This is a genomic window from Streptococcus chenjunshii (assembly GCF_003086355.1).
Lineage (GTDB): Bacteria > Bacillota > Bacilli > Lactobacillales > Streptococcaceae > Streptococcus > Streptococcus chenjunshii.
Window position 1 is genome coordinate 1,585,349 of the sequence record NZ_CP031733.1, and the last position, 22,707, is coordinate 1,608,055.

Below are 22,707 nucleotides of genomic sequence, written 5' to 3' on the forward strand. Positions count from 1 at the left end.
TTTTTCTCTATATACTTTTTAACGATTCAGACAGATAGAATAAAAATGAAAAATAAATTAAGATTTTTACTGTTTACTATAACATAAGGGAAGTGTAGCAATATCAAGGCTTTTACTATCCCTTTTGTTCAAAGGGTTCTAGGCTTTCACGAGCAGAGCGACGCACTCCACATGATGTGTCATTGGGAACAAGTCCACTGGCTGAACTTTCTGCAACTTATAGCCAAGTGCTTCGTAGAGCTTGATGTCACGCGCCATGGTGGCCGGATTGCAGGAGATATAGGTCACTTTGTCAGGTGCCATGGCAACACTGGCTTTGATGAAGCTTTCGGTCAGCCCTTTGCGCGGCGGATCGACAAGAATGACGCTTGGTTTAATCCCCTCTCTGTTCCATTTGGCCATAGCCTGTTCGGCTGAAGCAGTCACATAATGCGCGTTGGTAATGCCGTTTAGAGCAGCGTTGCGCTTAGCATCTGCAACCGCTTCTTCAATGACTTCGACACCATAAACAGCCTTAACTTTTTTAGCAAATGATAAACCGAGTGTGCCAATGCCAGAATAAGCATCAATGACAATATCATCCGCGCTTAGTTCTGAAAAATCAATGGCCGTTTGATAGAGTTTTTCAGCCATAGCCGTATTGACCTGATAGAATGAAGGCGCTGAAATATCGTATTGATGGCCAAGCACGGTATCAGCAATCGTATCTTTGCCGTAAAGCGTCCTAAAATCCCTGCCAAAAATGGCATTGGTGTTTTTATCATTAATGTTTTGAATAATTGACTTGACAGCAGGAAAGGCAGCGGTGATGTTTGCAATCACTTGGTCAATACGGAAAATTTTCGGCCGCGTCGTTACCAGTACCAGCATCATCTCACCTGTGTGATGACCGCGGCGGACAACAAGATTACGGACAAGGCCTGTTTGTGCTTTTTCATCGTAGGGGGATAGGTCAAAACGGCGCAGCAAATCACGTGTAAAATTAATCAAACGGTCAATTTCTTTATTTTGAATGTAATAATCCGAAATCGGTAGCAAATCATGGGAGTGTTTGCGGAAAAAACCTGTTTCCAGCTGACCGTTGACACGGCGGACCGGCACCTGAGCTTTATTACGGTAGGCATATGGATTTTCCATCCCAAGCGTCTCTGCAACTTCGGCTTTTGAAATACCTGCCGTTTTATAAAGAGTGTCAATCACCTGTTTGCGTTTGAATTTTAACTGTTCTGAGTAAGACAAATGCCCCAAATCTGCAATTCCTGTGCGCAGATAGTCTGCATTCAAATCTTCATTGCGGAAGGGCGACCGGCTCAAGTATTCCTCAACTTTTCCAAATCCAATTGTTTTTTTAACCTTGAGCACCCGCATGCGAATCTTCTCTCCGGGCAAAGCATTGTCAACAAAAAAGACGAAACCGTCTATTTTGGCAATCCCCTGTCCGTCATGGCTTAAGTCAACAATCTCAGTTTCTACAATATCATTCTTTTTTAGCATTTCTCTTTTTCTGCCTTTCTATGCTAACAAAAAAATAAGGAGCAGCCCAGCTTAGCCGAGATGGCTCCTCCTTGTCCTTTTTACTTTAACGCAGGCCTAAATCAGACAGCTCCTGCTTGTAGCTTTCGAAATCAACATAGAGCGCTTGGCCGCCGTACATATCAAAATCATCAATCCAGCCGCCTTCTGACGGAACTGTAGCTTGCTCAATACCATTTTGCGCATCGCTTAACATGGACAGGCCGTTTGTCAATAAAAAGGTGTAAGAAATATTGGTCGATGTCAGAGCATAAATTTTGCCAATCGCTGCAGAGCCGGTGAAGAGCTTGGTCGGATCTTTGATTTGCGAGATAATAGCACTGATAACCTGCTGCTGACGGACCGTACGGCCGTAATCGCCGTCATCGTCTTTCCGGAACCGGGCATAATTGAGCAAAGTCCGCCCATCCATACGCTGGACGCCTTCTTCGATCGTTTGGTTGGGTACGACACCATTTTCCATATTGAGATCATCTGGAACTTCAACAGAAGATACCTCTTCCCCATCAACCGTACCAAACTGTGCATCAATCTTGACTCCTTTTGGAAACAGAGTATCAATAGCTTCAGCAAAAGTCTCAAAATCAACCATGACATAGTATTTGATATCAATATCAAAGTTGTTTTTCAGAACCCGCCGCATATATTCTGCCCCTTGATTATTATCCTGTTCACCGAAATTAAAGGCTGAATTGAGCTTCAAATCATAGGAGTAGTCATCATAACTGTAACCTTCGATATTAACCAGTGTGTCGCGCATAAAGCTGACCATTTTAACTTTATTGTCGCTATTGCCGACATTGACAACCATGATTGTATCTGTTCTGGCCTCATCCGAACCTTGCGTCACACGCTGATCAGAACCTAAAACAAGGATATTAGTGCCATCCTCCGTATCCACGCCATTGAACGTTTCAGTAACCGCAGCAGTATAGTCTGATTTGCCGGAAGAGATGTCATTCATCCCCTTGATAAACATAAAGAGCATACCGGCAAATACTGCCAGAAGGACAAGAGCGGCTGCCAGAAGAATTCTTTTCAGCCGTCCCTTTTTTTTACGTTTTTTAGGTTTTCTGGGACTGTAACCTGCTGTATCAGGATAAACAGGCAGGTCCCCCTGCTGAGCAGCGGAGGCCGACCGCCTCGCCCTGCGGGAAGACTCTTCAGGATACTTAGGCAGCCCCTGCAGGGTATAATCATCATCTGCTTCCCCGTAGTCTTCAGCATAAAAATCCCGCTGATGTTCTGAGCCATCATAAGCAGAAAGAGAACTGTAACTGTCGTAATAGGCAGACTGCTGGTACTGAGCCTGATCTTTCTTTTGCTGCAGGTAATTAAACTCATTTTTTTCTCTGTCATTTAAGTACTGCAGATTTTTTAAGAGATAATCGTACCGCAGTTCTTCGTGGTGGCTTAAGCCGCTTCTATTATTTCTTGTCATAACTTATTCCAAACAATTCTTTATATTTCCATACAAACTAGTCTATTGGCTGCTGCTATCCTAACTGATAAACCGTATATTTTCCTAAAATTTTATAGTGAATGCCGATAGCAGTCAATTCTGCTAAGGCGAAATGCACCAAGTCTTCATTATGATTAGCAAAATCGATGATAAAGAAATACTCGCCTAAAACCGTTTTTAGGGGACGGCTTTCAATTTTCGTCAGATCGATGCCGCGCCAGGCAAAGACTGATAAGGCTTTATAAAGAGCTCCCGGAAGATTGTCGGGAAGCGTAAATGCTAAGGAAATTTTTTTATCTGTTTCCTTTAAGTCAATGGTTACTGCTTTAGGACCAAGAACCCAAAAACGCGTATAATTATTGTCAATTTCATGAATATCCTGAGCGATAATTTCAAGCTTATATTCATCAGCAGCAGCCTGCGGTGCAATAGCAGCATAGTTCGCTTCAGGATGTTCAGCGACATAGCGAGCGGCATAAGCTGTACTGGCCATCGCTTCAATAATGACATCAGGATAGTTTTCCAGCACATACTTTTTCCCCTGAGCAATCGCCTGGGGGTGAGAAAAAATCTTTTCAATCGTCTTCCCTTTTGCTGTCGCCAGCAGCTGCTGTTTAATAGGCTGAATAATTTCAGCCACTGTCTCGATATGCGCCTGGTGAAAAAGATAGTCAGACGTTTCCAGCACCGGCCCTTCAATCGCATTTTCTACCGGCACAATAGCATAAGCGACCGCCCCCTCTTCATAGGCTTTAATCACCTCTGTAATAGTTCCTAAAGGGATAAGTTCTTCGGCCGGAAAAGCCTTAAGGGCGATATTATGAGTAAAAGACCCTTTGGGGCCCAAATAACCTACATGCATTTGATAATCCTTGCAATTTCTTCCGGTGTACGATTGTCAACATTGATAATCAAGTCTGATAACCCTTCATAGAGCATCATCCGCCGTTCAAAAATACCATGAAAGTCTTCTTTTGAATTATTTAAAAAGAGCGGCCTTTGATAAACTTTATCGTTTTTAATGCGCTCATAAAGCACCTCAAAGGAAGCAGCCAGTAAAACATTGTATTTACGGTTTTGTCTCAGCAAATCACGATTCTTTTCACTGATAACAACACCGCCGCCAGTTGAAATGATAATATCGTCTTCGATATTCATAAGTTCCTCAAGCGTTTCAGACTCTAGCTTTCGAAAAGCAGGTTCACCATGCTGCGCAAAAAAATCCGTGATGGACATCCCGACCTTTTCTTCGATAATCGTATCCATATCGAGAAAATTATCATCCAGATAACCTGCTACCGTTGTCTTTCCGGCACCCATAAACCCCAATAAAACTTTAGCCATTGATTAATCCTTTCAAATCAGCAAAGAAAGTCGGATAGCTCGTGTTAATAGCTTCGGCCCGTTCCAAGCGGACAGTGCCTTCCCGAGCAAGCAAGGCTGCGATAGCAGCCATCATCCCAATTCGATGATCCCCGAAAGTATCAACTCTTCCTCCATGTAAAGGTGTTCTTCCTTCAATAATCATCCCATCATCAGTCGGTGTGATGTTGGCACCCATCGCATTTAAAGCAGAAGCAACAACCGCAATACGGTCAGTTTCTTTTACCTTGAGTTCCTGAGCATCACGTATAACTGTCTTCCCTTGAGCCTGCGTCGCCAGTAAAGCAATAATCGGCAGCTCATCAATCAGGCGCGGTATTAAATCGCCTGCAATCTCCGTTCCAGATAATTCTGACGTTTTAACAGTCAGTGTTGCTGACTGAGCTTCAGCATCAACTTCTGAAATATGAAGCTGACCGCCCATAGCCTCAATCACCTCTAAGATTCCTGTCCGTGTCTCATTGATACCGACATTTTTTAACACAATCTGACTGTCAGCTACCAAAAGACCAGCTGCCAACCAAAAGGCGGCGCTTGAAATATCACCTGGAACAGTCAAATCCTGAGCTGTCAGTTTTTGCCGCCCGCTCAGCCGAATTTCTTTACCCTCAACCGAGATACGGCCGCCGAACTGCTGCAGCATCTGTTCAGTGTGGTTGCGGGTCAGTGCTTTTTCAATGATGAGCGATTCCCCATCTGCCTGTAAGGCCGCAAAAATTAAGGCTGACTTAACCTGCGCGGAAGCCACAGGCAGCTGGTAATGCACAGGCTTTAAACTTTTACTTCCCTTTAGCTTTAAAGGAGGGAGATCACGCTTGGTTCGGCCTGAAATATCAACCCCCATCTGCCGCAAAGGGATAGTGACGCGGTCCATTGGACGTTTGGCAAGACTGTCATCGCCATACATTTCAATAGTGAAATCCTGACCTGCCAAAACACCTGACAGCAGACGGATTGATGTCCCTGAATTGCCTAAATCAAGCGCTTCCTGAGGAGGCTGCAGACCATCAAAACCGACACCGTGAATTCTGACACATTCACCGTCATCTTCAATGGGAACTCCTAAGCTGCGAAAGGCTTTCATCGTTGCCAAGACGTCTTCGCCTCTCAGAATATCTGAAACAGTGGTAATTCCTTCAGCCAAACTGCCAAACATAATGGCTCTGTGACTGATCGATTTATCACCAGGAACCTGTAGTGTCCCTTGTAAACCGGTAACATTGGTCTGCAACTCCATATAAGACTCCCATAATATACTTTTGTATATTATTGTACCATAAATCATAAAAATTGTTCATTACAATTCCTATCTATCTTTTTTTCATAACTGAAAAAAACAATTTTATTAAAAGACAAGGTGAATAGTAGCAGAACTGCCTGAACTTTAAAATCACTACAAAGGCATTTCCCCAAGTGCTTTACAGGGCCACGAAACCGTATGGAAACGCAAGCCAGTTACGAGCAGGGTGCCCTATAATCCTCTCCTGTCTTTAAGGCAGCACTGCGGTCAAGATTCTATCTAGGCTTTCTTTCTTAACAGTCTTTCTATCTTATTGTAACTGAACACAGCCTAAGCTCTTTGCAAAACAGACATAGCTAAGCTTAGAATTGATTTCAAGTTAACTTGCCGTAAACGTCTGAAAGCTTTGTCGCCTTAACAGTCGACCGCACCTTTCTAGTCGTTCTGGCAGGGGTGCGCCTACGAAATCAGAGATTTCTGGCTTACCGTCATTTTTGCTGTGAGCTTCTAGCGGCCTTTATCTCTTAACAAAAAAGAACTGGAAAAGAAACTTTTTCTTTCTCAGTTCTTTATTTATTAATTTGGTTTTCTTTGATACAGCCAGAAAATCTTATTTTTTCAAGTTGTAGAACGATTTAAGACCGCGGTATTCAGCAACATCGCCAAGCTGATCTTCAATACGAAGCAACTGGTTGTATTTAGCAATACGGTCAGTACGTGACAGCGAACCAGTCTTAATTTGGCCGGCATTAGTCGCTACAGAGATATCAGCAATGGTTGAATCTTCAGTTTCGCCTGAACGGTGGGAAACAACTGCAGTGTAACCAGCTTCTTTAGCCATTTCGATAGCTTCAAACGTTTCAGTCAAAGTACCGATTTGGTTAACCTTAATAAGGATAGAGTTAGCAGCACCTTCTTTGATACCGCGTGCAAGATAGTCTGTGTTTGTAACGAAGAAGTCGTCACCAACTAACTGTACACGGTCGCCAAGACGTTCAGTAAGAGCTTTCCAGCCGTCCCAGTCATTTTCGTCCATACCATCTTCAATAGTGATGATTGGATATTTGTTAACCAATTCTTCCAGATAGTCGATTTGCTCTGCTGAAGTACGTTTAGCTCCGCCTTCACCTTCAAATTTAGTATAATCGTAGATACCATCTGCATAGAATTCTGATGAAGCGACGTCAAAGCCGATGAAGACTTCTTCACCTGGTTTGTAACCAGCTGTTTCAATCGCTTTGATAATCGTTTCTACAGCATCTTCCGTACCGTCAAACTTAGGAGCAAAACCGCCTTCGTCACCGACAGCTGTTTCAAGACCACGCTCTGCTAAGATAGATTTCAGATTATGGAAAATTTCTGCACCCCAGCGGAGAGCTTCTTTAAATGTAGGCGCACCGGCAGGAACAATCATAAATTCTTGGAATGCAATTGGCGCATCAGAGTGAGAACCGCCGTTGATGATATTCATCATTGGTGTTGGAAGAACTTTAGTGTTGAAGCCGCCAAGATAGCTGTAAAGCGGTACTTCAAGATAGTCTGCAGCAGCACGCGCAACGGCAATAGATACACCGAGGATCGCGTTAGCGCCGAGTTTTCCTTTTGTCGGAGTACCGTCAAGAGCGATCATCGCACGGTCAATTGCCTGCTGATCGCGGACATCAAAACCGATGATTGCTTCAGCGATAACGTTATTGACGTTGTCAACTGCTTTTTGAGTACCTTTTCCAAGATAACGGGACTTGTCACCATCACGAAGTTCAACTGCTTCATGTTCACCAGTAGAAGCGCCTGAAGGAACCATACCGCGTCCAAAAGCACCAGACTCAGTATAAACTTCCACTTCAACTGTTGGGTTACCGCGTGAGTCCAGGACTTCGCGAGCGTATACATCAGTAATAATTGACATTAGAATACTCTCCTTATGAGTTTATTTTGTACACGTTAATCATACCACAATCTTTAGGTTTAAGCAAACCAAAACACAGAATATCTTCTGCTCATCTAAAAATCTTGATAGGCATGAAATGCCTAAAATTAGATAGAATTAGAATTCTTTTTTTGCGAACCGCTCCATATGACATCGCCATAATTAACAGCAAACGGTTCCCCCTCATAACAAGTAAAATAGAGCTTAATTTCTTCTGTTTTTCCAGATGCAATTTTATCAGGAATATCATTGTCATAAGTTGCTGAATTGAAGAAAGCATAACTGCTTTCACTGTAAACAACAAAATCTTCCGGATAGAAAGTGACATCCTGCTTAGTCTCATTAGCAACTGTTAAGGAAACCACAATCTTTTTTTCACCTTCCAAAACATTGTTCATTTTAACTGAACTGTCCTCTTCAGCACTGGTGACCGCAATACTCAAACCTTCCTTAAAATCAACGGCATCCCCAAAATTATAGGTGTAATAGGTATCATCGTAGTCATAATCATCGTAACTATCACTATAGCTGCTGTATGTGCTGGATGAAGACGGTCTTTCCTGTAATTGTTCAATCCGTTTTTCCGCCTGCCTCCGCGCAGTTAACTCACTTATGTACAGGCTGGAAAAAACAAATGTCAGCAAAAAAAAGACAGTTGTCAGAATAATAAAAACCAAACTGATAATTTTCCACTTCTTTACATAATCCCCGTTTTCTCTCATAAAAAACCTCCATTAAGATACAAAGACCGTAAAAAGAGCAAAGCAAAAATGACGGTAAGTCCGAAATTTCTGATTTCGCAGACGCACCCCTACCAGAACGACTGGAAAGGTGCGGTCGACTGTTAAGACGACGAATCTTTCAGACGTCTACGGCTAGTTAATTAAAAATCAATTCTAAACTTAGCTATGTCTTTTTTGTACAGCTCTTAAGCCATGTTCAATTCCATAAGATACACAGGCCTCTCAAATCCCTGTACTTGATAATAAACCAGTAATCTCCGATTCCGTTAACAAGCCTGTGTGGCAGTGTACCTGCTTGCAAAGCATCAGAGCCGACCAAAACCTGCATACAGACTGGCATAGATTCAGCACTGCTTATTTTACTGAAGCCCTCAGTCTATACTGAATACTCCTATCTGCTATTATAGCACCATTTTAAAAAAATTTTCAACTTTTAAGAAAAGCAGGAAGATTTTCAAGATAGCTAAAATACGGTATAATTTTCTTAAAAGGATAATGCAACCTGAATGTAGTCTAAATGCTGCAGGGATACCGTAAGGCAGCCCGAACTTGGAAATTGGAGAGCGAGGAAAATACTGCAGTCTGGAGATTTGTCTTGTTATCTGGCTTGCCGACAACTTCAGGCATCTGAAAGACTTTGTATCTTGATAAAGGAGAAACAAATGGACGATTTGGAACAAAAAATTCTGCAAAGCGCACAGGGAGAAAGGCGCTTGAAAGCAACTGAACAGCAACAATTTTTGGGAACTTTCGCCGAGAGGGTTATTCTCAGTGTCTTTCTCAAAGATGCCGAAAAATCACAGGTTCTTTCACAATTTGACAGCATTTTATCAGATATGAAAGATAAGTATGATACCCCTGCCTTAAAAATCTCTGACAAACTGACAGTCACTATCCAAATGGCTTATATGAAAAAAGCTCAGGCCGCCGGACTGGCTGCTACTATCATTAGGGAGAACGGTGCGCAATCTCCCTTCGGTCTTATCCTGCATACTGAGCAAGCAGAAAATATAGCCCACACTGATATCAAAGAGCTCTATCCCCAATATTTTAAAAAAGAAAATCCGACAGATAAACCGAGCAAACAATCCTTTTGGCAAAAGCTGCTCCATAAAAAGGACTGAAGGCTTATATATAACCTTTAAAATATTTTTGGCGGAGCACTGAGAAGAGCCAGCACCAGCTTTAGATCAAGAGTGGGACAAAAATCGGTAAGTTGTCATAACATGACGACTTCGATTTTGTCGTCCTGCCTCCGTACAGTTGATTAGGGGGGCGCTGTCCTTTGCACAACAAGGAATAAGAACTTCCAATCAGCCACTGTTCTAAACTCATCTGTTTAAAAAAGTAAAATGAAGCATTGCCCCCAGCCTCATTTTTATTGTTGCCAAAAAGACAGCTGTGAAATATCCCGGAATGCCTCATATAGCATCAATAAAGGATCACTGTCTGAACGATGCTGCATTTTTCTGGCAAATAGCTGACAAAAAAAGTTCAGCCTGTTTTTACACTGTTAATTTTAAAAGATTGCCAATATTTTGAGCTGTTCTTATCAAGTTTTTGTCCGCCGACGCTAAGGTATTTTCTAAGGAGTCTACGCCTGGTATGATAGAAAAGGCGGCTTGAATGTTTTCAAAAGGAAAGTCAGGCAGATCATCAGCAAGACTGCCGCAAACAGCCAGAACAGGAATAGAGGGCGGTGTTCTTCTAGCGACACCAATCGGTGCCTTACCGGCTAAACTCTGTCGATCCAAACGTCCTTCACCAACGATAACAAGATCTGCTTTTTTAACTCGATGGTTAAAATCAAGAAGATCTAAAACCGTATCTATCCCTGAACAAATCCGTCCGCCAGCAAAAGCGATTAAGCCTGCTGCCATGCCGCCGCCTGCTCCGCTTCCGGAGAGGTCAATCAGATCAGGATTGACTAGCTGGTAAAAATTGTGCATAGCCCGATCGGCTGAGGCGAGTTCCTGCTCTTTCAGACCTTTCTGGAGGCCGAAAATATAAGCTGCTCCTTTTCTGCCGCATAAAGGATTGTCCACGTCTGTTATAATGGTAATGTTAACATCCTTAAGCGGTGATTGACGGGGCGCAACAAGGGTTCTGATTTGTTCTAGGCTGGCACCGACTGCTGGAAGCAATCGATTCTTATCATCCAGAAATTGAACCCCCAGTCCTGCTGCCATACCGATACCGCCGTCATTAGTAGCACTGCCTCCGACACCCACCATGATTTCTGTCATACCTATCTGTGCTAAATGCAGCAGCATTTCTCCTACACCTCTGGTTGTCAGCTCCATAGGCTGCCGATGCTCTAAAGGTACCTTTTCCAAACCGCAAATATCTGCCATTTCAAAGACAGCTAGAGATTTATTTGCTGCATAAGGAGCTGAAACAGCCTGTCCTAACGCTCCCGTCACCTTAACAGTCTGTTTTTCTAGAGTCAAGCCGTCACTGAGAGCAGCTAAAGTCCCTTCGCCGCCGTCTCCCACAGGCATCAAATCAAAACTGGCTTCAGGCAGGGAACGGCTGAAGCCAATGTGAAGATTTCTGGCTACATCAACAGCTGACAAACTCTCTTTGAATGAATCTGGAGCAATAAGAATATGCATAACAGAGGCCTCCTTATGTTATAATGTTATTATATCCTAAAAGGAGACCGGATGCATGGAAAAATGGGATGCTTATCTGTCAAATGGGCAGAAAACACATATAACATTGGCCAGAGGGCAAGGAATTCCTGAGGGATTATTTCATTTAGTAGCAGAAGTTTTGGTTCAGCATAGTGACGGGGATATTCTTTTTATGCAGCGAAGTCCGCTGAAGGGACAGTATGGCGGTTATTTTGAGGCAAGTGCCGGCGGATCAGTTCTTCAGGGAGAAGAATCTAAAGACGCTGTTGTTCGGGAACTGGCGGAGGAAACGGGAATCAAAGCAGAAGAACCGCTTTTTATAGACCAAAAAGTGCTGTTAGATGCCGCTTCACTGATTGACCGCTACTATCTGAAAACCAGCTGGGACAAAAATGCCATCTCACTGCAGCCTCATGAAACCGCAAGCTTTATCTGGGTACCCTTAACAGAACTGGACACTTTTATTGCCGGACACCCTATACTCCCCAGACAGTTGGAAACTATCCGCAATGTTCAATACGGAAAAATGAAAAGCAAACCGTCTTGACAGCAAAAATAATGGTTATTCTAATGCCAAGCTGACACATCAAAAAAGAAGCTCTTCAGAGCCTCTCTACTCTCTAAATACAACCGATCTTCTAGCAGATTCACCTGCCCTGCTGCTGATCGAAGACAAAGACAGACGGCAAATAAGCCGTTTTTTTAATAGTCAGTAATGGTTTTACGATCATGAATACGACTTTTTTTGCCCTGACGCGCCTGCAAAACCATATCAACATCCGCTGGTGTCACACCTGTCTCTGCTAGCATAACAGCCAGATGGTAGAGAAGATCTGCAGTTTCATTAGCAATCTCCTCTTTTTCAGCATTTTTGGCACCGATAATAACTTCAGCAGCCTCTTCACCGACTTTTTTGAGAATTTTATCCAGTCCCTTGTCAAAAAGATAATTTGTATAAGAACCTTCTTTAGGGTGCTGCTGACGATTTAAAACTTCCTGATAGAGTGTTTCAAGCATAATAACTCCTTTAATTAAGATACAAAGGCCGTTAAAAGCTCACAGCAAAAATGACGGTAAGTCCGAAATCTTTGATTTCGCAGACGCACCTCTGCCAAGACGACTAGAAAGCTGCGGTCGACTGTTAAGGCGACAAAGCTTTCAGACGTCTACGGCTAGTTAACTTGAAATCAATTCTAAACTTAGCTATGTCTTTTTTGCACAGCTCTTAGGCCGTGTTCAGTTATTCATTTTTCTTTACCGAATCCTGGATAAATTTCCCTGAAAAAACAGGAGTAAGCCCCTGTATGGCAGGCTGCACCCTCTTGTCTGACCGCAGCGAGCAATGTGTCCCGATCGCAGTCAGCTTTGATCGACTGCACATACTGATAATGTCCGCTGGTTGCCCCTTTATGCCAGATTTCCTGACGTGTACGGCTCCAATAATGCATCTGTTTCGTTTCAAGGGTCAGCTGATAGCTGTCTTCATTCATATAAGCCAGCATAAGAACCTGCCCAGTTTTAAAATCCGTCACAATTACCGGAATGAGTCCGTCTTGCTTGGCAAAGTCCAGTCTATTATCTGTCATAATCTTACCTCAATTCCAGCCGCAGCCATAGCGTTCTTCGTCTCTGCAATAGATACTTCTCCGTAATGAAAAATAGAGGCAGCTAAAGCACCTGTGGCTCTGGTTTGCATAAAAACTTCTACGATATGCTCTATTTCCCCAGCACCTCCGGAAGCAATAATCGGTACATTGACAGCATCACTGACAGCCGCTAGCATTTCCAGATCAAATCCGGATTTGGTACCATCCTTGTCCATGCTGGTCAAAAGGATCTCACCGGCTCCCAGACTGACAGCTTCTCTGACCCATTCAAGCAAGTCTCTTCCCGTATCTTTACGCCCGCCGGCAGCATAAACATGCCAGCCGCCAGAAGCTGTCTTTTTAGCATCAATAGCCAAAACCACACACTGACTGCCGAATTTTTCGGAACAGTCTTTAATCAGCAAGGGGTTGGCAAGAGCAGCAGAATTAACGGCTACCTTGTCAGCACCAGCCTTGAGCATCTGGTTCATATCTGCTGCCGAAGCAATGCCGCCGCCGACAGTAAATGGAATAAAAACCTGATCAGCTACCCGCCTGACCATATCAAGAGTCGTTTTGCGGCCTTCATGTGTTGCCGTAATATCCAGAAAAACCAGCTCATCACAGCCTGCTTCATAGTAGGCACGCGCCGCATCGACAGGATCTCCTACATCAGTCAGATTAACAAAATTAATTCCTTTAACCACACGCCCGTCTTTGACATCCAGACAAGGAATAATCCGTTTTTTTAACATCCGTCAGCCCCCAAATCTTTTTAAATCCTCTAAGCTCACATTACCATTATAATAAGCCTTGCCAACAATAGCGCCAGCTGTCCCTATTTCCTGCAGCTTCATTAAATCAGTCAGACTGGCAATCCCGCCCGAAGCGATAACTCGAGCCTCAGTAAGCTCTGCCGTCAGTTTTCTGTAATGATCAAAATTGGGTCCGCTTAGAGTCCCATCACGGTCAACATCCGTATAGACAAAGAGCCGTACTCCCATAGCTTCCATTTCTTTAGCCAGGCTGAGATAATCAACCCTGCTGGTTTTAAGCCAGCCTTCTGTAGCAACCCACCCTCGCTTGGCATCAATTCCAACAACAATCCTGTCTGCGCCGAACTGATTTAAAGCTTCTTGAACAAAGTCCGGATTTTTAACAGCCATAGAGCCGATAATCACTCGGTCAATACCAACATTGAGATAATCTCTGATCTGTTTAAGGGTCCGAATGCCGCCGCCTACTTCAATTCCAAGCCCAGTTGCAGCTTTCAGAGCTGCAATTAAGTCACGGTTGGTTGCTTGCCCCGCCAAAGCTCCATCCAAGTCAACAACATGAATAAAAGTGATGCCGGCATCAGCAAAAATTCGGGCTTGTCCCAGTACATCAGGATTAACAACCGTTTTTTGCTCGAAATCACCTTTAAAAAGCCTAACGGCCTGTCCGTCTTTAATGTCAATTGCTGGGAGAATATGCATAATAAAACTACCAAATGCTCTGCCTATTCAGATGAAAAGACAGTCAGCTGTCCAAACATCCTACCCTGACAGTCAGAAAACACTAAAATGGACTTTCTTGAGAAACTGTCTTTTTTACTAGGACGGCAGGCACAGTTCAAATGATTTTTCTCATTTGAACCTTTCCCTTTCTTTAAAATCTTTAATACACCGATGCCATGATTTAATGATATCCTGAAATCAAGCTGTTTTTCTGCTACACAGTCAGTCAGACTTGCTCTCTAACCCGCTGATTTCTGACACAGAGCGACAAATTTTTCAATAATCCCTAATCCGGTATCCCCAGATTTTTCCGGATGAAACTGAGCACCATAAACATGATTCTTATGGATCATCGCCGGAATTTCGATGGAATAGTCAGCTGCCGCATCAATATAAGCTTCCGGTACATCCGTAAAATAACTATGAACAAAATAAACGGCTCTCCCCTGCAAGCCTGCAGTCAGTGAGCTTTCCTGCTTAACAGCAAGACTGTTCCAGCCCATATGCGGAACCGGGTAAGCCTCTTCAGCCGGAATTTCACGGCAAACCCCAGGAATGAAGGCTAATCCTGCTGTTTCTTCATGTTCTAAACCTTTCTCCGTCAGCAGCTGCATGCCCAGACAAATCCCAAGCAGAGGGATGCCGCCGGTAACTGCCTTTTTGATAACAGAAACCAGTCCTCGCCGTTTCAGTTCCGCCATTGCGGCCGGGTAAGCACCAACTCCAGGCAAGATGAGACCATCAGCAGTCAGAATTTTCTCTTTATCGCTTGATAATTCTGCTCTGACACCAATTTTATCCAAAGCGCGCAGAACATTGGCTGTATTGCCTGCATCATAATCAATAACAATAATCATTGCTTTAACCACTCCATCTCCAATCAAAAACAAGCTGTAAAAGTTTCAGCTTTGCCGGCAATCCCCAGTGAACCCTCTTATTTTCTGAAGTCCAGTATCAAAGCAATCCTTTTGTGGAATTGACACCATGAATATCTGCATTATAGCTGACAGCTTCACGCAGAGCACGGCCTGTGGCTTTAAAAAGGCTTTCAGCCTTGTGGTGATTGTTTTTTCCATGCAAAATCTGCAGATGCAGATTCATTTGACCGTTGAAAGCAAAGGCCTGAAAAAACTCTTCAACCAGCTCTGTATCAAAATTCCCTAATGTGGGATTAGTGAATTCCGCCTCAAAAACAAGGTAGCTCCGGCCTGACAAATCGAGACTGGCCATGCCTAAGGTTTCGTCCATCGGTACAAAGCTGGTTCCGTAACGATTGATTCCAGCCTTATCACCAAGCACCTCACGCAGGGCTTGACCAAGTACAATACCCACATCTTCTACTGTATGATGACTGTCCACCCAAAGGTCGCCTTCAGCTTTAACGACTAAGGAGAGACGGCCGTGCCGAGCAAAAAGGGTCAGCATATGATCAAAAAAGCCTACACCAGTATTAACAGCAACCGGCTCCTGTTCATCCAAGTTCAGCTGCAGTCTAATTTTCGTTTCGGACGTGCTGCGTTCAATCTCTGTCTGTCTCATCTATTTACCTCATCCAAAATATCAATCACCTTGTATAAATCTGCTTCATCAATATGATAAGCTGCCTGCTCACGCACAATCGGTTTAGCACAAAAAGCAATCCCAATACCAGCAGTTTGCAGCATAAGCAAATCATTCGCTCCGTCTCCAACCGCAATCGTCCGGCTGAGCGGCAGCCCGTTTTCAGCAGCCCAGGTTCGCAGCTGAGCTGCTTTAACATCTTTAGTCACAATTTCACCGGAGATCCGACCTGTTAAAAAACCGTTTTGACTCTCCAAGCGGTTAGCTTTGACATAATCTAAGCCGATACGTTCAGCTAATATATCAACCGTCTCGTGAAAACCACCCGAGACTGCACCGATTTTATAGCCTCGGCTGTGCAGTTCAGTCACTAAGGCTTCTGCGCCAGAGGTAAAATGAAGCTGAGGCAGTATCTGTGTCAATAGACTCTCCGGCTGTCCTTCAAGCAAGGCAACACGCTCTGCCAAAGCCTGTCTGAAATCAAGCTCGCCACGCATGGCTTGCTCCGTAATAGCGGCAATCTCCTTACCAATACCGGCTGCTTCTCCCAGTAAGTCAATCCCTTCTTCCCGAATAAGGGTTGAATCAACATCCATAACCAGGAGACCTTTAACTTCTGTCATTTCTCACCTCAATTGCTTTCGCATGCCCCTGCAGACCTTCTGCATAAGCTAGGGCCGTAATATCTTTTTCCGCTGCCTTGACTGCTTCCTGTGAATACTGGGTATACTGGATGCGTTTAATAAAATCGTGCACCCCGAGAGCTGAAGAAAAGCGGCTGGTCGCAGTTGTCGGCAAAACATGATTGGCACCGGCATAGTAGTCCCCAATTGGCTCACTGGTATAGTGCCCAAGAAAAACAGAACCCGCATTGTTGATTTTTTCAAGATAATCGTAGGCATCGGCCATAGCAAGTTCTAAATGCTCCGGAGCTACTTGATTCATTAGCTCAAACATTCCTTCAGTATTTTCCGCAATGATAATACGGCCGTTCTGCTCGACTGCCTGACGGGCAATAGCCTGACGCGGCAGTTTTTGCAATTGTTCCTCTATTTCCATTTCAACCGCATCGGCTAATGCCTCAGAAGTTGTAACCAGAATCGCGCGCGCACGCACATCATGTTCAGCCTGAGACAGTAAATCGGCAGCCAAATACTTAGGATTAGCAGAACTATCCGCAATAATGCCGATTTCAGATGGTCCGGCAATCATATCAATACCAACAAGGCCGTAAACCTGCTTCTTGGCTGTTGCCACGAAAATATTGCCCGGCCCTGTGATTTTGTCTACACGGGGGATTGTCTCAGTTCCATAAGCCAAAGCAGCTATCCCTTGAGCTCCGCCGACCTGGTATATCTTATCTACACCTGATAACTTGGCTGCAACTAAAATAGCAGGAGCAAAGTGCTTTTGAGGCGGTGTTATCATAATAATTTCTTTTACACCGGCAATCTTAGCCGGAATAACATTCATCAATACAGAAGATGGGTAAGCTGCTGTACCGCCGGGCACGTAAACACCTACCCGTTCAATCGGCCGGATAAGCTGACCTCGGAGGATACCCTGTTCAGGCTGGTCTTCAAAGCCGTCTTCCAGCTGCTGCTGATGGTAGCTGACAATATTTTCTTTTGCATGCTCAAGAGCTGTTAAAACTTCCGGATCAATTTCTGCAAAAGCAGCTTCAATTAGCGTCTCTTCTACTTCAAGCTTCTGTAAAGCAATCTGATCAAATGCTGCAGAATAATCGCGCAGAGCCTGATCACCGCCTTCTTTGACAGCAGCAATAATCTGCCGAACAGTTGCTTCAGCATCATCATTCTGCTTAGCTAATGCTAACTGCTCCTGATAAAGCAGCTCTGCAATTTCTGCATTTGTACCGCTCAGTCTTTTCATTTAAAGGGAACCTCCTCATGACCCACAATCGCTTCAATTTTTTTGAGAAAGGGCCGTAATTTTGTATTATTCTTCAGAGCAGCCTCGTTGACAATCAAACGGGCTGATATCCGGCAGATGTCTTCATAAACCTGAAGACCGTTCGCCTCTAATGTATTACCGGTTTCTACAATATCTACAATAGCATCTGCCAAACCGATAAGCGGTGCGATTTCAACGCTGCCCTGTATGGAGACAATCTCAACATCTTCTCCCTTCTTGCTGAAATGCCTTCTGGCCACAGCAGGGTATTTAGTCGCAATCCGCTTGCGCTTGTGGTCGTGAGGCTGATATTTCTGTGTTGAAGCAACCGAAAATTTACACAGCCCAAAATTCAAATCAAGCATCTCCAAATAGCCGGCAGGATGCTCAAATAAGACATCTTTGCCAACAACACCGACATCAGCGACACCATGGCGGACGTAAGTCGTAACATCCGGTGCCTTAACAAGTAAAAACCGAAACTGCCTGTCTAGACTTTCAAAAATCAGGCTGCGTCCTTTATCAGCCATAAAAGACATATCAAATCCCGCCTTTTCAAGCAAGCTGACCGTATCCTTTTCGATACGTCCCTTGGTTAAAGCGATCGTGATTTGCTCTTCCATTACAATTCCCTTTCTTCTCTGCTGCTGTCATGTACAGCCTGATAAATCGAATCAATATCAACACTCCAGCCGACTGCTGTCAATTCCTTGGCACCAAAACGTTCAAAAAGCTTATCATAGCGCCCGCCTGAAACAAAGGCATCCGGAACCCTGTCTCCGAACACTTTGAACATCACCCCTGTATAATAAGGCATGGACGGAATTTGTGCTAAGTCAATATGAACATTAGAAACATAAGCGCCCAGCTGACGCAGCAAATCTTCCAAATCTTCCAAAGCAGCTAAAATCTCCGGATGATTAACTAGTTTTCGGGCTCTGTCCAAAACATCCTGACCTCGGCCAAATAAGAAAGGCAGCTCTTTTAGCAAAGCATCAAAATCACTGGGATATTTTTTAGTAAATTCATTCAGCCCCGTAATATTTTTATTTTTTATCTTATCCTGAAGCTTCTGTCCGATCTCTTCTTCAAGCCGCAAACTGGTAAAAATCGTCTGCAGAACAGCAGCATGAGAAAATTCAAACTGGTAGGATGAAACCTGTGCTGTATCCAAAGCCTCCTTAGCAGAAAGCACAGCTTCTGCAATGGCTTTCTCTGCAGGATAACCGACAATCTCTATACCTGCCTGAGTATGCTCATTAATCAGGCCCCGCAGCTCTTCATTATAGTTGAAAACTTTACCTGAATACGAAAATTTAACCGGCGTTTCCACCTGAGTTGAGGCAATAACCCTTCCGATCTGACTGGTAATATCGGGACGCAGGGTCAGTAATTCTCCTGTCTTATCAAAAAAATGATAATGGTTAGCCTGAAGCTCATCCTCAAAAACTTCAAAATGTTCTAAAGTTGGTGTCTCGATACGGTTAAAGCCTTTTTCCATTAACAAATTGCTAATATCATTTTCAATTTTATAGGTCATGCGCGCTCGTTTAAAAAGCTTGTCATGCATGCCTATAGGTAAACTTGTTTTTTTCATTTAAAGAAACTCCTGAATGGCCTGAATCACTTTCTCCATTTCAGCCGGTGTCCCGATTGAAATCCGCAGATAATTCCTAAGACGCTCTGCATTTGGAAAGTAGCGGACAAAGATTTTTTGGGATTGTAAATAGGTAAATAAAGCTTCAGCACTTACTCTGGGAGGCTCCGCCAAAACAAAATTCGTTTGCGATGCTAAAACTCTGAATCCCAAGGCTTCCAATCCCTCTGCAAATCGTTCTCTTGTCGCTATAATTTTTTGACAGGTCTGCTCGTAATAATCCCAGGACTTTACTGCTGCAGCCGCTAAATTTTCAGCAATACTGTCAACATTATAGGGATTAAGAGCATTTTTAACAGCTTTAATAACAGCTATCAGCTTGGGACTCCCTACTCCGTAGCCCACACGCAGTCCTGCCAGTGCGGCATCTTTTGAAAAGGTACGTACAATAAAGATATTATCATATTTATCCAGCAAAGGCAGTGCCGTCTCACCGCCAAAGTTGACATAAGCCTCATCAATGATCACAACAACATCCTGATTGGCTTTAACGATGGCTTCTATTTCTTTCAAAGATTTGCACAGTCCTGTCGGAGCATTAGGATTTGCTATAACAATACCGCCGTTGGCAGTCATATAATCCTCTTCTAAAAGACTGAAATCAGCTGCTAGCGGAATTTCCCGATAGGTGATATGGTACAAATCCGCCCATACCTTATAAAAACCATAAGTTAAATCGGGAAAAAGAATCGGTCTGCTGTCATTAAAGAAAGCCAGAAAAGCCATAGACAGCACATCATCAGAGCCATTGCCAATAACAATTTGGTCAGCAGCAACCGCTAAATGCTCTGCCAGAGCCTGCCGCAAAACATCCTGATCCAAACTGGAATAGCGGCGCAAACAATGACTGTCAAAAGCCTCCAGCGCATCTGCCACTTCAGGACTTGGCGCATAGGCATTTTCATTAGTATTAAGCTTAATAATCTCCTTATCCGCTGGCTGACTGCCTGGCACATAAGGAGTAATATGCCGCAAGCCTCTAATCATAAGCTATCCTCACTCTTTCTTTTCTGGAGTCGACTGGAACAAAAACCCTGCCTCGTTTTACTTTTTTAACATATGAGCTTAGCGCAGCGGTCTCAGCCATTTTACCCGCCACCAACTAAAAAAGCCCTCGCAAAACAGCTTGCAAGGACGTAACATACGTGGTTCCACCTTAATTCAGCAGCCAGTCGCCTGAACCGCTCTCATGAAGTACATGACTCCTGATTCGTAACGTGAACCCACCCGTCGCACACTACACATCAGTCCTATAACTGACTTCGCATACGCACTCAAGAATGTGAAATCTGAGGATTGTGTGTCCTTCTCAGCATCGCAGAACACTCTCTGTTTTCTCTGTCTCAGATTGTTTTCTCTCATCGCTTTAGTTTTATTAATATTATTCTACAAGAAAATTCTGAAAATAGCAAGATAAAAATAATCAAATACCAGCTGCAAAGCCAAAAGCTGCTTTTAAGATTAGTTAGTTAGGAGCAGCTTTCCTTATTGCTCTGCTCCAAAGATCTGAATATAGATATTATTACCTCTTTAATATGATAATCAAAGCGCCATTTACAAAAACCAGCAGTTTTTATATGTTGAACCGTCCCTCAGCCCCTTACCTTTGCCTTATACGATCTGAATCCATCTCGCCTCTAGCGGAGCGAAATAAATAAAACACCCGTCTAGTGACCGCACCCCAAATATCAGAAAAGTAATCTAATAATTGGGACAGCACATTAACGGATGAATAGGGTTTTATCTAGCGAATTCATTTACATGAGGGAATGTCTGTTTTAAAGATTAGAAGCGGATTGTTTCGCGTGTTTTTTCATAGGAAGAAACAAAACGTTCCGTTACTCCCGGTTCCACCAGCTCAAGCGCGTAGGAAATTTCGTCAAAGGAAGCCGCATAATCATATTCTGCTTCAAAAAGCTGTAAAGCAGTGTCAAAACTGGTCTGAACCCCTGGTTCAAAGCTGCGGTAGCGATTAGCGTACTGCAGGAGCTGCTCTGTCAAAGTTGCATCCTCTACAACCTGATAGGTAGTCTCCTCTAAATTGGATAAAGCACCTGCAGAGACCTCTGTCAGTCTGGAGACCGCATCGATATTGATACGCCCTCGGCTCAGTTCATCCATCAGAGCCTCTAACTGAGAGCTGGTCGTGAAGAACTGTGATAAGAAATCCTGCGGAATCCCTGGCAGATTCCGTTTCTCCATAAAACGTTTAATCATATGGAGCCTGTTAATATGTTTATCAAGCTGCTTGCGAGCCGTTTCTTCAATCATTTCGATATCTTTAATCTCGCCGTAAACTTCCATTTGGCTGTTTTCAATCTCAGCCAGAACGGTCAGAGTCTTTTCATACTTTTGCTGCAGCTCGGAAAAGGGAGCTTCATTGTCAGCAAACTGCTGAACAAGCGGCAAAACAGCTTCTTCAACCTCTGCTAACTGAGCTTTTAAGCCATCAATATTAAGATCCTTGCTTTCACTTAAAATATACTTATGCGACAGACGGACGATTTCATTTTCCAGCTGCCTGTTATTCGTTTTGGCATGATTGACATAACGCGGAATAATCTTATTATTTTTCACAACGAGTTTGTGAGCTGCAATTTCACGTTCAAAAATATCATAAAGCTCGTCAATCTTCGTCTGGATATGCTCATTTTCTTCACGGGCACGGTCCATATCTAAAGAAATCAGCTGATTAGCATTATCGTGAATCGCTTCCCGAATTTCCTGAAAACGCGATTCAATATTTTTTTCTGGAAAATGGTAATTTTCTTCAAGCAAACGGCGGTAACCCGACTCTAAGTCATCCAGCTGATCTGGGAAGTCATCTTCAAGTTTAGCTACCACAGCAGGGATCTGCTCTGAAATTTGCCCCAGCGCAATGGTATGCTCCTCAGCCTTATCCAAAACCTCTGATGCTTCAACAGGATCCCCTGCCGAATTTAGAGTCACAAACTGTGAAAATTCAGTCTCAATATTTTTAAGCTGCTTATCAATCTCAGACATTGTCGTCCCGAAATTATCTTCATTTTCCTTAATGGAACTTTGCAGGCTTTCATACAAATCCAAAGCATGTGTCACACGGGCACTGTTCTTTTCTTCCTGCTCTTTCAAAACACCGAGTGCCTCACGGATAGCAGAAATATCTTCTTCTGCCACAGTCAGCTGACTGTCAATTTTATCGATAGCCTGCTTGCCTCGGATAAACTTAAAACCATCATTTAAATTTTCAGCTTCAAAAATATGGTTTTCAATATCAGAAAAGGTATTTAAAGAGAGGTCAACCCATTTTTGGTTCCATTCACGGAAAGCTGTCTGGCTTTGACCGACCAGATGCAAAGATTTTACAGCTTCAATCTCGTCATTGACAGGCAGGTCAAAAAGAGCCTGTCTTCTCTCTTCCAGTTTCTCAATCAGCGAGTCGTTTCGCTTACGTATAATAACGCCAATCAGATAAGCAATAATCACCAAGAGAACTGCCGCAATAATCAGCAATAAAATTCCGCTAGACATCTTAATCTCCTCAAATTGTCTTTTTCTTTCGTAAAAAATACACTACAACGTTAG

At 43.5% G+C, this 22,707-nt stretch carries 22 protein-coding genes; 2 read left to right on the top strand and 20 right to left on the bottom strand.

Going from position 1 to position 22,707, the window contains the following annotated elements; genetic code table 11:
- Nucleotides 1–138 precede the first annotated feature (138 nt).
- From rlmD to DDV21_RS07630, 7 genes are all read right to left on the bottom strand, one after another.
- Entirely contained in the window at nucleotides 139–1,494 is a 1,356-nt protein-coding gene (gene rlmD / locus DDV21_RS07600) for a 23S rRNA (uracil(1939)-C(5))-methyltransferase RlmD (protein ID WP_116877724.1), read from the bottom strand.
- 85 nt (nucleotides 1,495–1,579) lie between these two features.
- Nucleotides 1,580–2,974, bottom strand: a complete 1,395-nt coding sequence (locus tag DDV21_RS07605) for an LCP family protein (protein WP_116877725.1) — start codon at nucleotides 2,972–2,974, stop codon at nucleotides 1,580–1,582.
- 55 nt (nucleotides 2,975–3,029) lie between these two features.
- Complete coding sequence (pheA, locus tag DDV21_RS07610) at nucleotides 3,030–3,857, bottom strand: prephenate dehydratase (protein WP_116877726.1); 828 nt, start codon at nucleotides 3,855–3,857, stop codon at nucleotides 3,030–3,032.
- Entirely contained in the window at nucleotides 3,848–4,339 is a 492-nt protein-coding gene (locus DDV21_RS07615; RefSeq protein ID WP_116877727.1) for a shikimate kinase, read from the bottom strand. Before DDV21_RS07615 ends, pheA begins: the two co-directional genes overlap by 10 nt.
- On the bottom strand, nucleotides 4,332–5,615 hold the full coding sequence (aroA, locus tag DDV21_RS07620) for a 3-phosphoshikimate 1-carboxyvinyltransferase (protein ID WP_116877728.1): 1,284 nt from the start codon (nucleotides 5,613–5,615) through the stop codon (nucleotides 4,332–4,334). The genes DDV21_RS07615 and aroA overlap by 8 nt, the downstream gene beginning before the upstream one ends.
- 613 nt (nucleotides 5,616–6,228) lie before the next feature.
- Nucleotides 6,229–7,527 (bottom strand): surface-displayed alpha-enolase, encoded by a 1,299-nt coding sequence (gene eno, locus DDV21_RS07625; protein WP_116877729.1) that lies wholly within the window; start codon nucleotides 7,525–7,527, stop codon nucleotides 6,229–6,231.
- 128 nt (nucleotides 7,528–7,655) lie between these two features.
- Entirely contained in the window at nucleotides 7,656–8,270 is a 615-nt protein-coding gene (locus DDV21_RS07630) for a DUF4352 domain-containing protein (protein WP_116877730.1), read from the bottom strand.
- A gap of 683 nt (nucleotides 8,271–8,953) precedes the next feature.
- Here DDV21_RS07630 and DDV21_RS07635 point away from each other — a divergent pair.
- Nucleotides 8,954–9,415 carry a DUF1694 domain-containing protein gene (locus DDV21_RS07635; RefSeq protein WP_116877731.1) on the top strand — a complete coding sequence of 154 codons (462 nt, stop codon included), beginning with the start codon at nucleotides 8,954–8,956 and terminating at the stop codon, nucleotides 9,413–9,415.
- 381 nt (nucleotides 9,416–9,796) lie between these two features.
- Here the strand turns inward: DDV21_RS07635 and DDV21_RS07640 are convergent, their stop codons facing one another.
- Entirely contained in the window at nucleotides 9,797–10,906 is a 1,110-nt protein-coding gene (locus DDV21_RS07640; RefSeq protein WP_116877732.1) for a glycerate kinase, read from the bottom strand.
- A gap of 55 nt (nucleotides 10,907–10,961) precedes the next feature.
- Here DDV21_RS07640 and DDV21_RS07645 point away from each other — a divergent pair, with 55 nt between their 5' ends.
- The gene (locus DDV21_RS07645; RefSeq protein ID WP_116877733.1) at nucleotides 10,962–11,474 is read left to right on the top strand and encodes an NUDIX hydrolase; all 513 of its coding nucleotides are present in this window, start codon (nucleotides 10,962–10,964) and stop codon (nucleotides 11,472–11,474) included.
- A gap of 155 nt (nucleotides 11,475–11,629) precedes the next feature.
- Here DDV21_RS07645 and hisE read toward each other — a convergent pair whose 3' ends face one another.
- The 12 genes from hisE to ezrA form a co-directional block, all read right to left on the bottom strand.
- The gene (gene hisE / locus DDV21_RS07650) at nucleotides 11,630–11,944 is read right to left on the bottom strand and encodes a phosphoribosyl-ATP diphosphatase (RefSeq protein ID WP_116877734.1); all 315 of its coding nucleotides are present in this window, start codon (nucleotides 11,942–11,944) and stop codon (nucleotides 11,630–11,632) included.
- 227 nt (nucleotides 11,945–12,171) lie between these two features.
- Nucleotides 12,172–12,513 (bottom strand): phosphoribosyl-AMP cyclohydrolase, encoded by a 342-nt coding sequence (gene hisI / locus DDV21_RS07655; RefSeq protein ID WP_116877735.1) that lies wholly within the window; start codon nucleotides 12,511–12,513, stop codon nucleotides 12,172–12,174.
- Complete coding sequence (gene hisF, locus DDV21_RS07660) at nucleotides 12,510–13,268, bottom strand: imidazole glycerol phosphate synthase subunit HisF (protein WP_116877736.1); 759 nt, start codon at nucleotides 13,266–13,268, stop codon at nucleotides 12,510–12,512. Before hisF ends, hisI begins: the two co-directional genes overlap by 4 nt.
- Nucleotides 13,269–13,271: 3 nt before the next feature.
- Nucleotides 13,272–13,991 (bottom strand): 1-(5-phosphoribosyl)-5-[(5-phosphoribosylamino)methylideneamino]imidazole-4-carboxamide isomerase, encoded by a 720-nt coding sequence (gene hisA, locus DDV21_RS07665; protein WP_116877737.1) that lies wholly within the window; start codon nucleotides 13,989–13,991, stop codon nucleotides 13,272–13,274.
- Between the two features lie 260 nt (nucleotides 13,992–14,251).
- A complete protein-coding gene (gene hisH, locus DDV21_RS07670; RefSeq protein WP_116877738.1) occupies nucleotides 14,252–14,869 on the bottom strand; it encodes an imidazole glycerol phosphate synthase subunit HisH in 618 nt (205 codons plus the stop codon).
- 97 nt (nucleotides 14,870–14,966) lie between these two features.
- Nucleotides 14,967–15,551 carry an imidazoleglycerol-phosphate dehydratase HisB gene (hisB, locus tag DDV21_RS07675; RefSeq protein WP_116877739.1) on the bottom strand — a complete coding sequence of 195 codons (585 nt, stop codon included), beginning with the start codon at nucleotides 15,549–15,551 and terminating at the stop codon, nucleotides 14,967–14,969.
- Nucleotides 15,548–16,195, bottom strand: coding sequence for a phosphoserine phosphatase SerB (gene serB / locus DDV21_RS07680; RefSeq protein ID WP_116877740.1), 648 nt, complete (start codon nucleotides 16,193–16,195; stop codon nucleotides 15,548–15,550). Before serB ends, hisB begins: the two co-directional genes overlap by 4 nt.
- Nucleotides 16,182–17,465 carry a histidinol dehydrogenase gene (gene hisD, locus DDV21_RS07685; protein WP_116877741.1) on the bottom strand — a complete coding sequence of 428 codons (1,284 nt, stop codon included), beginning with the start codon at nucleotides 17,463–17,465 and terminating at the stop codon, nucleotides 16,182–16,184. The genes serB and hisD overlap by 14 nt, the downstream gene beginning before the upstream one ends.
- Nucleotides 17,462–18,109 (bottom strand): ATP phosphoribosyltransferase, encoded by a 648-nt coding sequence (hisG, locus tag DDV21_RS07690; RefSeq protein ID WP_116877742.1) that lies wholly within the window; start codon nucleotides 18,107–18,109, stop codon nucleotides 17,462–17,464. Before hisG ends, hisD begins: the two co-directional genes overlap by 4 nt.
- A complete protein-coding gene (locus DDV21_RS07695; RefSeq protein ID WP_116877743.1) occupies nucleotides 18,109–19,083 on the bottom strand; it encodes an ATP phosphoribosyltransferase regulatory subunit in 975 nt (324 codons plus the stop codon). Before DDV21_RS07695 ends, hisG begins: the two co-directional genes overlap by 1 nt.
- Complete coding sequence (gene hisC / locus DDV21_RS07700; RefSeq protein WP_116877744.1) at nucleotides 19,084–20,130, bottom strand: histidinol-phosphate transaminase; 1,047 nt, start codon at nucleotides 20,128–20,130, stop codon at nucleotides 19,084–19,086.
- A 798-nt stretch (nucleotides 20,131–20,928) separates the two neighbouring features.
- A complete protein-coding gene (gene ezrA, locus DDV21_RS07705) occupies nucleotides 20,929–22,653 on the bottom strand; it encodes a septation ring formation regulator EzrA (protein ID WP_116877745.1) in 1,725 nt (574 codons plus the stop codon).
- Nucleotides 22,654–22,707: the final 54 nt, after the last annotated feature.